Origin of the sequence: Novosphingobium kaempferiae (genome assembly GCF_021227995.1) — a bacterium.
Taxonomy (GTDB): Bacteria; Pseudomonadota; Alphaproteobacteria; order Sphingomonadales; family Sphingomonadaceae; genus Novosphingobium; species Novosphingobium kaempferiae.
Window position 1 is genome coordinate 4,182,120 of record NZ_CP089301.1, and the last position, 13,182, is coordinate 4,195,301.

General features: G+C 68.5%; 7 protein-coding genes. 2 read left to right on the forward strand and 5 right to left on the reverse strand.

Annotation, left to right across the window (positions count from 1 at the left end; translation table 11 throughout):
- Positions 1-56: 56 nt before the first annotated feature.
- The 3 genes from LO787_RS19050 to LO787_RS19060 all read right to left on the reverse strand — a co-directional run bounded on the left by LO787_RS19050 (position 57) and on the right by LO787_RS19060 (position 6,955).
- Positions 57-4,730 (reverse strand): MupA/Atu3671 family FMN-dependent luciferase-like monooxygenase, encoded by a 4,674-nt coding sequence (locus LO787_RS19050; RefSeq protein WP_232492556.1) that lies wholly within the window; start codon positions 4,728-4,730, stop codon positions 57-59.
- Between the two features lie 132 nt (positions 4,731-4,862).
- Positions 4,863-5,789 (reverse strand): glycosyltransferase family 2 protein, encoded by a 927-nt coding sequence (locus tag LO787_RS19055; RefSeq protein ID WP_232492557.1) that lies wholly within the window; start codon positions 5,787-5,789, stop codon positions 4,863-4,865.
- A complete protein-coding gene (locus LO787_RS19060; RefSeq protein WP_232492558.1) occupies positions 5,786-6,955 on the reverse strand; it encodes a glycosyltransferase family 2 protein in 1,170 nt (389 codons plus the stop codon). Before LO787_RS19060 ends, LO787_RS19055 begins: the two co-directional genes overlap by 4 nt.
- A gap of 266 nt (positions 6,956-7,221) precedes the next feature.
- Between LO787_RS19060 and LO787_RS19065 the strand changes: the two genes are divergently transcribed.
- The gene (locus tag LO787_RS19065) at positions 7,222-8,604 is read left to right on the forward strand and encodes an oligosaccharide flippase family protein (protein WP_232492559.1); all 1,383 of its coding nucleotides are present in this window, start codon (positions 7,222-7,224) and stop codon (positions 8,602-8,604) included.
- The gene (locus tag LO787_RS19070) at positions 8,604-9,872 is read left to right on the forward strand and encodes a glycosyltransferase (protein WP_232492560.1); all 1,269 of its coding nucleotides are present in this window, start codon (positions 8,604-8,606) and stop codon (positions 9,870-9,872) included. The genes LO787_RS19065 and LO787_RS19070 overlap by 1 nt, the downstream gene beginning before the upstream one ends.
- Positions 9,873-10,051: 179 nt before the next feature.
- Here the strand turns inward: LO787_RS19070 and LO787_RS19075 are convergent, their stop codons facing one another.
- Together LO787_RS19075 and LO787_RS19080 are read right to left on the reverse strand one after the other, a co-directional pair.
- Positions 10,052-11,647, reverse strand: a complete 1,596-nt coding sequence (locus tag LO787_RS19075) for an O-antigen ligase family protein (protein WP_232492561.1) — start codon at positions 11,645-11,647, stop codon at positions 10,052-10,054.
- Complete coding sequence (locus LO787_RS19080) at positions 11,644-13,179, reverse strand: hypothetical protein (protein ID WP_232492562.1); 1,536 nt, start codon at positions 13,177-13,179, stop codon at positions 11,644-11,646. Before LO787_RS19080 ends, LO787_RS19075 begins: the two co-directional genes overlap by 4 nt.
- Positions 13,180-13,182 lie beyond the last annotated feature (3 nt).

Sequence of the window (13,182 nt, forward strand, 5' to 3'; positions counted from 1 at the left end):
GGTGCGGGGGGTGCGAAGGGCCGCGTATGCCCCTCCCTCCCCGTCGACCATCGCCATCACACCCTCACCCCTACGCGCGCCCCGGCGAGGCGCTGGCGCGCCTGCTGGCGGGCGAGCGCGCGGCTCTGTCCCTGTGTCGCGGCGGCCGTGACCTGTCCTTCCGATCCGCCCGCCAGATGCGCGCCCAGCGCGGCGATGGTGGGGAAGCGGAAGATGTCGGTCAGCGCCACGGGTTGCGTCAGTTCCGCCGCAAGCCTGCGGTGGACCTGGATGGCGAGCAGCGAGTGCCCGCCGATGTCGAAGAAGTTGTCGGACAGGCGGACCTGCGGCAGCTTCAGCACGTCGCACCAGATCGCCTGGATCTGCGCCTCGACGCCAGTGGCCGGGGCCGCGCCCTCCGCCACGTTGTCGACCACCACGCTGACCGGTTCGGGCAGGGCGTTGCGGTCGATCTTGCCGTTGGGCGTGCGCGGCAGGGCCTCCAGCATGACGAAGTTGGACGGCACCATGAAGTCGGGCAGCCGTTCGCGAAGATGCGCGCGCAAGTCCTCCACCGCCGGCGCGCCGGTGCGCGGGGCTAGGTAGGCGACGAGCCGGGTGGCGGCCCCTTCCTTGCGAGCGACGACGACGGCCTCGGTGACGTCGGCATGCGCGGTCAGCGCGGCCTCGATCTCGCCCAGTTCGATGCGGTAGCCGCGGATCTTCACCTGATGGTCGAGGCGACCGAGGAACTCCAGCGTGCCGTCTTCGCGCTGGCGGGCAAGGTCGCCGGTGCGATAGGCGCGCTCGCCGGGGTTGAAGGGGTGCACGATGAAGCGCTCGGCGGTCAGTTCGGGACGGTCGTGATAGCCGCGCACCACGCCCGCCCCGCCGATCACCAGCTCGCCCGGCGTGCCCGGACGCACCGGCTGCATGCGCCGGTCGAGGATGTAGATCTGCTGATTGAGCAGCGGCTTGCCGAGCGGCGGCGCACCACCTTGGTCGAGCGCGTGGACGGCGGACCACACGGTCGTCTCGGTCGGGCCGTACATGTTCATGACTGTGCCGGAGACGAGCCCGGTCATGTCGGTCGCCAGCTGCGGCGGGAACGCCTCGCCGCCGACCATGAGGTGCTTCAGGGCCTGAAGACGGGGGCGCGAAAGCTCGTCTCCAGCGAGCACCTGGAGCAGCGAAGGCGTGCACTGCAGGTGGGTGACGCCATGGCGCGCCATGAGGGCGTGCAGTGCGCGCTCGGGGACGTCCTGTGCGCTCTTGGTGTCGTTCAGTACCATTTCGCGCAGGCGGGCGATCTGCGGCAGATGCTCGATAACCGTCTGATTATCCACGCCAAAATCGACCAGACAGCCGATCTCGTCGACACCCAGCGCAGAAAGCCTCGCCACCAGCGCGACATTGTCCTCGGGCGTGCCGAACAGACCGCTGGTCTCGAAATAGCGCTCGAACGCATGGTCGAGCAGGGCGTCGGTCTCTTCCTGCGAGATATCGGAAAGTTCAAGCCTTTCAGCACCTTGCGGCGTCTTGAAAGCCGGGAAGGACCAGGCGTACTGCTTGAGCAGGTTGGTGGAGGTGCGCAGGTACTCGATCAGCGGCCCGCGCACCGCAGCGCGCACGGTCTCCTCGGTTTTCCCAAGAAAAGTGTGCAACATCAAGGTGATGCGCCCTTCTCCGGCATGCCCGGCAGCGCGCCACGCCTCCCGATAGGCCGCGATCTTGGCCGCCACCTCCTCGATCGACTGCCCCAGAAGGTGGGTCAGGACGTTCGCCCCGACGCGCCCGGCCTCACGAAAAGTCTCGGCATTTCCAGCACTTGTGATCCACACCGGCAGCTCCGGCTGGACCGGGCGGGGGTACGTCTTCACCGAAACATCATGCCCCAGCGGCCCCGGATAGGCCCGAGCCTCCCCGCGCCAAAGCCCGCGAACGTCCTCCATGCAGCGCTTGAGGCCGCCCGGGCGATCAGCGTAAGCACTTGGATTTAGAACGAAATCGTCCGGCTGCCAGCCCGATGCGAAAGCGATGCCGACGCGCCCGCCCGACAGGTTGTCGACCAGTGCCCACTCCTCCGCGATCCGCAGCGGATGGTGCAGCGTCCCCACCACGCTTCCCGCCCGGATCTGCACCCGCGAAGTGATCGCCGCGATGGCCGCCGCAGCGACCGCCGGGTTCGGGTAAGGCCCTCCAAAGTCATGGAAATGTCGCTCCGGCGTCCAGATCGCCTCAAACCCGTTGGCATCGGCAAAACGGGCGCCTTCCAGCAGCAGGTTGTACTGCTCGGCCGCGCTGCCCGCGCTGGAACTCGCGAAGTAGAACAGGCTGAAACCCACCGGCCGCGCGGTTTCCACCACCGCCGGAACATCGCCCCGCACTTCCTTCTCGCTGGCGATGACAACGTGATAGCCGTGCATCAGCGGCCACATGAGCTCCAGCGTCGAGATGTCGAAGCTGAGGCTCGTCACCGCCAGCCAGGTGCCGTCGGGCGCGATGTGACGGTCCATGCCTGCGTAGAAATTCAATAGGTTACGGTGCTCGACCATCACGCCCTTGGGCAGACCGGTCGAGCCCGAGGTGTAGATCATGTACGCAAGGTTCGCGCCGTCCGCCCCGCCATCGAAGGGGTCGGAGGGGCGGGAAGCGAAAGCATCGCGCAGGGTATCGATGGTGAGGATGGGGGCATCGGTGACAGGCAGGTCGCCCGCCAGCGCGGTCTCGCTCAGCACCAGACCAAGGCCCGAATCCCCTACCATGTGTGCGATGCGATCACGCGGGTAGGACGGGTCGAGCGGCACATAGGCCCCGCCCGCCTTGTGAACGGCGATCAGGCAAGCGATCATGTCCACCGAGCGCGAAAGGTGCAGGCCGACGAGAACTTCCGGGCCGACGCCACGCGCCGCAAGATCATGCGCGATGCGGTTCGACCAGGCGTCGAGTTCGGCATAAGTCAGCGTGGTGCCGAGCGCGGTGACGGCAGGCTTGTCGGGCGTCAGCGCGACCTGCTCGACGAAGTGGCGGTGCCACGCCGGACCGGCAGGCGCCGGGCCTTCGGTGGCGTTCCACGCGCCGATGACGCGTTCGATCTCCGAGGGTTCCAGCAGCGAGAGGCTGCCCACCGGCGTCTCGCCGATCGCGTTGCACATCGCTTCGAAGCCGCGCACGAAATCGTCGAGGTCCGCGCGGTCGAGGCGGGTGGCGTCGACGGTCCAGCGCAGCGCGCCCTCGGCAGGGCATACCGCGATGTCCAGCACGGCGTCGCTCGTCCGCGCTTCGTCGAGGCGGTTGACCACCTGCACGCTGACGGGGTGGTCGAAGCCGACGCGGCCACGCAGTTCGGGGCTGCGGGCGATGAGGTCGGCGGAGATCGCGACGCGGCGGTGCAGGCCCGCCAGTTCGCGGTCAAGCGCATCGCGCACGGCTGAGAGCGGAGCGGCGAAATCCACTTCGACCTTCATCGGCAATTCGGGTGCGAACCAGTCGGCCACGTCGTCGAGGCGAGCGCGGCTAACGCTGTCGGCATAGCCGATCTCGACACTGGCGCGGTCGGCGACGCGGGCGAGCCATGCCACCACTGCCGCGAGCGCGTCACCGGCGACGACGCCCTGCGGCAAGGCATGGTCGAACGCGAAAGGCTGCGCCGGACCGTCGCCGATACGCGGGCGGAACTGCGCCAGTTGCAGGCTCTCGCGCATCTGCAGGCGACGGCGCCACCAGGCCTCGTAGCGACCGACAGCGGAATCGAGGCAGTTGAGTTGGTCACGCCGCGCGGCGTCGGGCGAAACGAAGGACGCCCCGTCGATCAGCATGTCGCTCACCTGCGAACCGGTCAGCACGTCGCCGGAAAGCATCGCAAGGCGGTCCACCCGTAGGTCGAAGTCGGCGGTCGCGACGATCGGGTTCGGGCCGGAAACGATCACGGTGCCCGGCTCGCGGCCCGATGCCGTCGCCAGCGGCGTCACCTGCTGGACGAGCAGCAGCCGCTCGCCCAGCAGGGCCTTGGGCGCGCCCATGGGGTTGGCGTAGAGCCCGAAGTCGAGCGCGCGGACCAGGCGAGCAATGTTCTCGGCCGGGCGGTTCCAGTCGATCGTCGCTGCGGCCTCGGGCCGGTCGGCACGGCCAACCATGCGGTCGGGCGCGCGGTCTTGCACGGTGGCCGCCGCGACGGCGCCGTCGATGTCGGCAACGATGGTCCCGAAAGTGCGCAGGCCCGCCTCGAAGCAGCGGGTATTGAGCGAAAGCGCGGTTTCCTCCGCGGCGATCTCGAAGCGTTCGGCGGCAAGGATCGCGCCTTCGTCAACGTCGCCGATCATCAGGTGCCAGGTCACGCCATGGCGCTCGGCCCCGTCGAGCAGCGCCCAGACCGGCGTGTTGAGGCCCGCCAGCTCGGGCAGCGGGCCGTCATGGAAGTTGATCCCCGCGCGAGAGGCCAGCGCCAGCACTTCGGGCGGCAGCACCGCGAGGTTGGAGATGCTGAAGACGTAGTCGACGCTGCCCGGCGCCGCGTTCGGCAGGCCAGTGAGCAGGTCGCGCGGCTTCTCGAACAGTGCGATGCCGGAGCGTCGCGCCCAGTCGGCGGCAGGCGATCCCGGCGCGGCGACCACGGCCGCGATACCGTGTCCCCGCTCGATCAGCTGCTTGCCGCATTCCGCCAGCAACGTTTCGTTACCGATCAGGATGCTGTAGAGGTTTCCGCGATAAACCGAATCGTCGCCGCGCGATAAGTCGTCGATAGACGCCATGTGATGCCCCACGCCCATGTGATTACCCCAAATTCGTCCTCGACTGTATTGAGGCTGATTTTGGAAAACTATGTCCCAAACCCCGTCCCGGTTTTCACCATGGATCAACACTTGGGTATTTTGGGGAGCGAATTACTTATACTCGATGAGCTCGATACGACGCGCGCCAGTATTCGCCCGCTGGCGGCGGCTCCAGTAATCGAGCTGGCCCTGGAGATGCGGCAGCTTGCCCAGCGTGAGCCAGGTCGCCTGCAAGGCATCCTTGCGCTGGCGGATGCGCAGCCAGAGCAGCGGCCACAGCATCCACGCGGGTGGCAGCGACCACACGATGTTGCTCAGTACCTTGCGGCGCAGGTCGCGCCCCGCCTCGGCATCCTGAGACCCGCGCATCGCCAGCGCTTCGGCGGTCGCATAGCCACTGCGGCGATTGCGCTGCCACCACTGGCCGAAGCGGGTCATCCCCGCATCGTGGATGGTCATGTCGCCCTCGATCCGGCGGATCAGCCAGCCGCGCCGCCGCATGCGGTGGCACATGTCGGGCTCCTCCCCGGCGATCAGCGTCTCGTCGAAGCCGCGCACGCCCTCCAGCGCGGCGATGCGGAACAGCGCGTCGCCGCCCACGGATTCCGCAAGGCCGACCGGGGTGTTCCACTCGTGCTCGCACAGGCGGTTGTAGCGGCTGGCGTCGGGCGCGCGTTCGCGGCGACGGCCGCAGACGGCGGCGAGCCGGTCGTCGGCGAGCAGCGCGGCCAGCGCCTTGTCCAGCCAGCCGGGGATGAGTTCGCAGTCGCCGTCGATGAAGTGGACGAGTTCAAGTCCGGGATCGTCGCGCAGCAGCCGTTCCCATCCGGCATTGCGCGCCCGCGCCGCCGTGAAGGGCTGTGCAGGGTCAAGCTCGACCACCGGGAGCCCCCGCGCCTTGGCACGCGCCACGCTGCCGTCGGTGGAGCCGGAATCGACGTAGACCGCGCGCTGGTGCGTGCGCATCACGCTGTCGATGCACAAGTCCAGCCGCGCGCCCTCGTTGCGGCCGATGATGACGAAGCCGACCGGGTTCACGGCAGGCGCTCCGTCCGGTTCCACTGCCGCTCGCGCCGGGTTACGAACTGGGCGATCAGCGGCATCTTCCAGAACACGTAGCCAGGGATCTCGCGCAGTACCGAAAGCGGCAGCATGTCGCGTCCGTGGTGCCCCCATGCGCGCGACACGCCCAGCGCCGCCGCGACCTGCGTCGCCAGCAGCGCGAGGAACGGCGTCGATGTCGGCCCCGCCAGCGCCAGTACCAGCGCCGATGCCGCCAATGAGCACAGGCCCAGCAGCACCGTCGGCGGCACCATGAGGTCGAGCGCGACCAGCGCCAGCGCCGGACGGCGCAGCGCGCCCGCCAGCAGCCGGGGCACGTAGCGCCCGGCGGTCTGCATCATGCCGTGCTCCCAGCGGCGGCGCTGGCTGCCGGTGCCCTCGACCGTGCTGGTCGCGCTGAGCACCTGCGCGCGCGGCTCCACCACGACGCGATGCCCGGCCAGCAACAGGTCGAGCCCCATCTCCAGATCCTCGACCAGCGAGCCGCCCGGCCAGCGCATGTTGAGGAACATGGCGCGCGGGAAGGCCATGCCCGAGCCGTGGAGCAGCGCCGCACCGGACAGCCGCTCAAGCCCCTGCTGGCGCACGAGGTTCTTGATGAGGAACGCGAAGCTGGAAATCCGCACGATCGCGCCCGCATCGCCCGGCGCGTCGAGGAGGAACCGGCCCTGCACCGCCGCGTCGCGCACCGCCGCCGTCGCCGCGAGCACGGGGAGCGAGCCCGGCGAGACGCGGCAGTCGGCATCGAGGACGATGACCGTGCGCGGCTCGGGGCGATGCCTGGCGATGAAACCGCGCGCGAACTCCAGTGCATAGCCCTTGCCGCGCAGGACGGGGTCGCAGCGCTCTATGACGGTCGCACCGAGCGCGCGGGCGCGCTGCGCGGTGTCGTCGGTGCAGTTGTCCGCGACTACCAGCAGTTCGTCGCCCTCGCGCAGTTGCGCCCGCGCTGTGCGCACGCTCGCCTCGATCCCGGCTGCCTCGTCATGCGCGGGCATGACCACGATGAACGAAGGTGTCTCCGTAGTTGCCACAGCCGGGCGCCTGTGCGCACCGGCAAGGCATTCGAGCGCGAGCACCGCAGTCGGCAGGCCCGCCGCCGCTGCAGTCCCCCAGGCCAGTACCGAGCCGAGCAACGCCATCTGATCCCCCTGCAAGGCGCCCCCCGGCGCAATCTCCATGCGGGGCAGGATAGGGAGGCCCCCTGCACGGGTGCAGACATGAAACTCCCTTGGAAGTTCTCATGATCGACACCCCCCAAGCCCTGCCAATAGACTTGGGCGCGAAGCTTCCTCGTGTTTCCCAAGGAGAATTGCCGCGTGCATATCGGGCTCTGCTCAACCCGTCGGCCGCTTGCGGACCGTGCCGATGGCCTGATCGGCCACGCCGTCGAAGCGCGCGCGCCGCGATGACCGCGCAAGCCTCCAACGCCGAATGGCCGGCGCTCCGTCCCGGCCTGTTCACGCGCCTGCGCGGCACGGCGCTGCGCGACACCAACGTGGTGTTCGCCTCGGTCATCATCAACAACCTGCTGCGCGCGGTCAGCAGCATGATCCTGACCCGGCTGCTCGCGCCCGAGGTGTTCGGCATCTCGGGTGTGATCGCATCGCTGCAGTTGACCATCGTGCTGGCGAGCGACCTCGGCTTCCAGAGCTTCGTCGTGCGGCAGAAGGACGGCGACCGGAAGCGCTTCCTCGATACGGTATGGACCGTCTCGCTGATCCGCTCGGTGGTGCTTACCGCCGTGCTGGCGCTGCTGGCGATCCCGGTGTCGCACGCGCTGGGACGGCCCGAGCTGGCCCCGATGATCGCCGCCGCATCGCTGCTGTTCACGGTGGACGGCTTCGCCTCGACCAGCCTGTTCTCCGCGCTGCGCAACCGGCGCATCCTGCGGCTGTCGAGCGTCGAGATCCTCGCGCTCGTCGTGCAGATCGCGGTGAGCGCCGCGATCGCGTGGCAGTGGCCGACCTACTGGGCCATCCTCGGCGGGATGCTGGCGGGCACGATCCTCAAGGTGACGCTGAGCTACCTGATCTTCCCCGATGGCAAGCGGTCCTTCGCGCTGGAGCGCGAGACGCTGCGCGAACTCTGGGCGTTCTCGCGCTACATCACCGGGTCGAGCCTCATCTACCTGCTGGTCTCGCAGTGCGACAAGATGGTGCTGGCAAAGTTCATGCCGCTCGACCATTTCGGCTTCTACGTGCTGGCGGGCAACCTCGCCTCCGCGCCGCTGGCCTTCGCGAGCAACTACACCAGCCGCGTGCTCTATCCGGCCTATGCCGCGCTCTGGCGCGAGGGGGCGGCGGACCTCAGGGGCAAGTTCTACGCGCGGCGGCGCATTCCCTCGCTGCTCTACGCCACGGCGGCAGGCGGGATCATCGGCAGCGCGCCGCTCATCATCGGCATCTTCTACGACGCGTCCTATGCAGAGACGGCGCTCTACATGCAGATCCTCTGCATCTCCTCGCTGCTGGCGATGCCGTCCAACGCCGCACATGAGAGCCTGATCGCCACCGGCGGCGTCAGCGCCTACCTTGAAGCCAACACCGGCAAGCTGGTCTGGCTGGCCGTGGTCGGCACCCTCGCCTACCTCGGCTTCGGCGAGATGGGGCTGGTCGTCACGGTGGGGCTGCTCGAACTGCCCGCGCTGCTGCTCAAGTGGCGGCGGATGTTCAAGGTGGGGCTACTCGACCTCTGGCAGGAGGGCCTGTTCCTCGCTGCGGGATTGGGCGGCGTGCTGCTCGGCATGGGCGCGGATCTGGTGCTGTCTCCGGTCCTGGCGGGGCTGTGATGAACGCGCCGCTCCGCGCAGGCACGCTGACCGGCGCGCAGCCGGTGCAGGACGACACGCTGCTCATCTACGCGCCGGTGCCACTGCACCGCGACGCGCAGGGCGGGCTGATGGTGGAGGCGCAGGCGGTGAACGGGCTGCGCCTCTGGGCCGCGAACTTCGCGCGCGTCATCGTCATGATGCCGCTGAGCCCCGATCCCGCGCCGGTCGGCTGGGTGCCGGTGGCGGATACGGGATCGAAGCTCGACCGCGTGCGCTTCGAGGCGCTGCCGATGGCCTACCGGCCCGACCAGTTCCTGCGGCAACTGCCCGCGACGCGCCGCCGCATCGCCGCGCTGATCGCCGAGGCGCGCTGGCTCAGCTTCGCGATCGGCGGCCTGTTCGGGGACTGGGGCGCGGTGGCGGGCTTCACCGCCAAGGCCATGGACCGCCCCTTCGCCGTCTGGACCGACCGCGTGGAATCCGAAGTCGTGCGCCGCAGCGCCCATGTCGGCCCGTGGAAGGAACGACTGCGCGCGCGGCTGACGCACCGCCCGATGGCGCGGCTGGAACGTGCGGTGATCCGCCGCGCCTCGCTCGGCCTGTTCCACGGCAAGGAAACATACGACGCCTATGCGCCGTTCGCCTCCGGCCCGGCGGAGATCGTCCACGACATCCATATCGCACCGGACGACCATCTTGCGCCCCAGCGCCTCGCCATGAAGGCAGGCGCGGCGGCGGAAGGCCCCTTGCGCATCGTCTATGCCGGGCGCGCCGATCCCATGAAGGGGCCGCTCGACTGGATCGAGGTGCTGGAACGGCTTGCCGCGATGGACGTCGACTTCCATGCCCGCTGGCTCGGCGACGGGTCGGAGCGGCCGGAGATGCTGGCGCGGGTCGCCAAGGCCGGTCTCCAGTCCCGCGTCGAGATGCCGGGCTTCGTCAACGACCGGACCGAAATCCTGGAGGAGCTGCGCCGCGCACATGTCTTCCAGTTCTGCCACCTGACCCCGGAATCACCCCGCTGTCTCATTGAGGCACTGGCTTCGGGCTGTCCGATCGCTGGCTATACGAGCGCCTACCCGGCCGACCTCATCGCCGCGCATGGCGGCGGCGTGCTCGTTCCGCTGGGCGACACGGCGGCACTTGCCCGGGAACTGGCAGCACTGAGCGCTGACCGGGCGCGGCTTTCACGGTTGATCCTCAAGGCCTCCGCCGACGGCGCGCCGTTCACGGACGAGCATGTCTTCCAGCACCGCAGCGAAGTGATCCGCCGCCACCTCGGCTGAGCGGTTTCGGCATACGAAAGGGCGCCGCTTGAACGGCGCCCTTTCGTATGCGGTCTATCCTTCGACACCACCCCTCGTCATTGCGAGCGTAGCGAAGCAATCCAGCGACCCAATGGAACGTAGGGGCTGACCATGGATTGCTTCGCTACGCTCGCAATGACGACAACGCGGATCTCGCCCTAAGCCGGTGCAAGACCCGGCTGGCCACTGACGGGCGGATAGTGCTGCACCGCTGGCGGGCGCGGGTATGCCGGGATCTCCCGCGCGTGAGCCCTGCTCACCGCCCGGATCGCGGCGGCGAAGCCCATGAAGCCGATCGTCAGGTACGACATGCGGGTCGCGAAGAAAGTGAAGAACAGCGTCGCGCCAAGTGCCGCAAGACTGCCGAACACGAAGGCCGCCGGGGCGCCGGTCCCCAGCATCATCTCGGTGCGCCGCATCCGCCACAGGTACATCAGCGGCGCTGCTAGGTTCCACACGAAGATCGTCAACCCGATGATCCCGGAGACGAGCGCGAACCACAGGAACGTGTTCACGTAGTCGATGATGCCTTCGCCCTGCCGCATGTCGTCCAGCCGGATTTCAAGCTCGGGGCGCGAGAAGCCGATGATCGGGCTGTCCCAGAACTCCTCGACCCCTCGCTCCAGCAGCTGGCGACGGTAATCGGCAGTGTCGCTCGCCTGTCCCGACAGGCCGAGCGAGTCTGAAAACGACGGCCACATGTTCGCCGCCGCCAGGATCAGCATCAGCGCCACCCCCGTCGGCGCGAACTTGCGCACCAGCGCACCCCAGCGCCCGAGGAACATGTCGCCCAGCAGCACGGCGATGCCGAGCGCGACCCAGGCGTTGCGCGATTGCGGCGCGGAGGCTCCGAGAAACGCGATGAGGCACAGCAGGCCGTGGCGCACGCGGGTGCGGAAGTCGTCGCGCAGCAGCCACAGGGCGAACAGGCACAGGATCATGACCAGCGCGATCGAGGTCGGCTCGTTGAACGGTCCACCCGGCCGCATGAAGGCGCCGCGCGACTTCACGACCAGCAGCATCGGGATCGCGTAGTGCCAGTACAGTTCGTTGTACATCGGCCAGCTTTCCCACATCTCGAAGGCGAGGATGCCGGATATCGCCACGCCCGAGGCGGCAAACCAGCGCATCGCGCTGCGCATCGAGGCGGCGTCCTTCAGCCCGCGGCTGAGGATGTAGTACGGCAGCCCGAAGTCCAGTCCGATGTTGATCGTGGTGCGCAGGAAATGCGTTGCGCTGGTATCGCGCGCGGAGGCGAAGACCAGCACCAGAAGCAGCAGGACCACACGCAGGTCGTCCCCGCCCGCGATCCGCGCCCGGCTCGGCGCGATCAGCAGCGCAACGGTGGCGCCGATCGCCAGCGCGTCATGCACGCCGATGTCGAACAGCTTGATCCCGGCAAGGTCCACCGACAGGTCGAGCCCCGGCAGCAGCAGCAGGCTGTGCAGGTAGACCCCCGCGATCTGGTCCGGGCGCGACGCGAACATCGGCACCCACATCAGCATCACGAAGTAGAGCATCCACACGTTCGGGATGATCCACGCGACGGCGGGCATGAAGAAGGTGATGAGGATCGCCCGCACCGCCATCTCCTGCCGGTACGGCTCGCGCAGGCAGGATGCGAAGTACATCACGCAGGCCGTGCTGATGCAGGCGCCGTAGAAGCCCGGCTTGGCGATGGCGAAAAGGATGGCTGTCGTCGCCAGCATCGCCAGTATGGCGAGCGGCGGCAGCGACGATTTCTTCTGGGTCAACGGCTTGCCTCCAGGAAGCGGCGCACGGCGGACAGCTTGGGCGCTTCGGCGATCGGCTGTCCGCCGTATTCGCGCAGCCCCCAGGCGCCGTATTCGGAGATAGGCGAGGTCGATGCGTAGAGCATCATCGTGTCGCCAAAGCGGTTGCGCCACCCGGTCAGGTAGCGGGTGTAGACTTCGCCCATGCGCGGGTCGCGCTGCACTGCGCGGGCGAGCGCGAGATCGCGCGTGACGAGGTGCTGGCCGCCTTCATAAGTGATGTAGCGCTTGCCGAACTCCGCCGCGATGTCGTGATTCTCGGCCGCCATGGCGAAAGTACGGTCGATCACCCCCGGCATCTCGGCAAAGACGCGATCGGTGTCGTTCGCGCGGTAGCTCTCCATGTCGAGCCACAGGTAAGGCGCGGTCGCCAGCGCATCGACCCACTCGGCGGTGTCGCGGAACTCCAGCACCATGCGCGCGAAGGCGGGGTTGGCGTTCTGCGTCGCGCAGACGCGGACCAGCGCGCCCGGACGGTCGGCGAAGACCTGCGTCCAGATGCGCATCGTCTCGGTCACGCGCTCGGCATAGCGCTCCATCGTGGCGCGCTCGTCGTTCCCGGCACCGAGCCCGCGCGCGAGTCCCTCGCGCTTGGCATCCTCGGTCGCCTCGAACATCGTGTTCCAGACTTCGTTGCCCAGTTCGACGTAGATCCGGTTGCCCGGCTCCAGCCGGTCGTGAACCAATTGCGCGAAGCCGCGGACATAGGCCTCGTCGGCATGGTAGGGCATCGTGAACCACGCGTCGGCGTGGACCACGTTGGCAAGGTCCACCATGTCCTCGACCGAGGCACCCGCAGGCCCCGCCTGGCTCGAGGCCTCGGGCAGCGCGCGCTCGCTCCACGGCAGGCGCGCGTTGTCGTTGGTGCGCTGCCAGTCCATGAAACGCAGTACCTCGAAGCCTTCGACGGATTCGAGGAAGTCGGGATCGAAACGCGCGCCCGGCGGCGTGCCGGCCTTGCGGCAGTCGATATCGCGCAAGGGATCGCGCGGATCGGTGCGGGTGATCTCGATCCACCCCATCTCGTCTTCCTTGCCGGTCGGCGTCACCATCAACTCGATGCTCTGCGGCCCCCGCCCGGTGATCTGCGCCACGCCGTCCGCGTTCAGTTCCCCGCTGCCGAGGTACGTGCAGCGCACCCGCACCGCGCGGTAGGGCGCGGGCGGCAGCACCAGCAAGCGCGGCGCGGTCTGGCCGGGCTCAAGGTGCGTGACCCAGCCGAGCCGGTCGATCTGGCCCGCCGGCATCGGCGTCCACCCTTCCCCGCGCGACTGGAACCACTCGCTCTGCTCGATGAGGTTGGAGAAGACCTGCTGGCGATTGTACCACTGCAGGTTGAACAAGTTGATCCCGATGGTGGTCTCCGGCGCGGGGCCGACCCGCACCGAGCGCAGTTCCGCACCCCCCGCCGCCTGCCACGCGCCGCCCAGATGGAACAGCACGGGCAGCGACAGCGCCGCTCCTGCAAGGATCGCCAGTGCCACGCGGTTCATGAA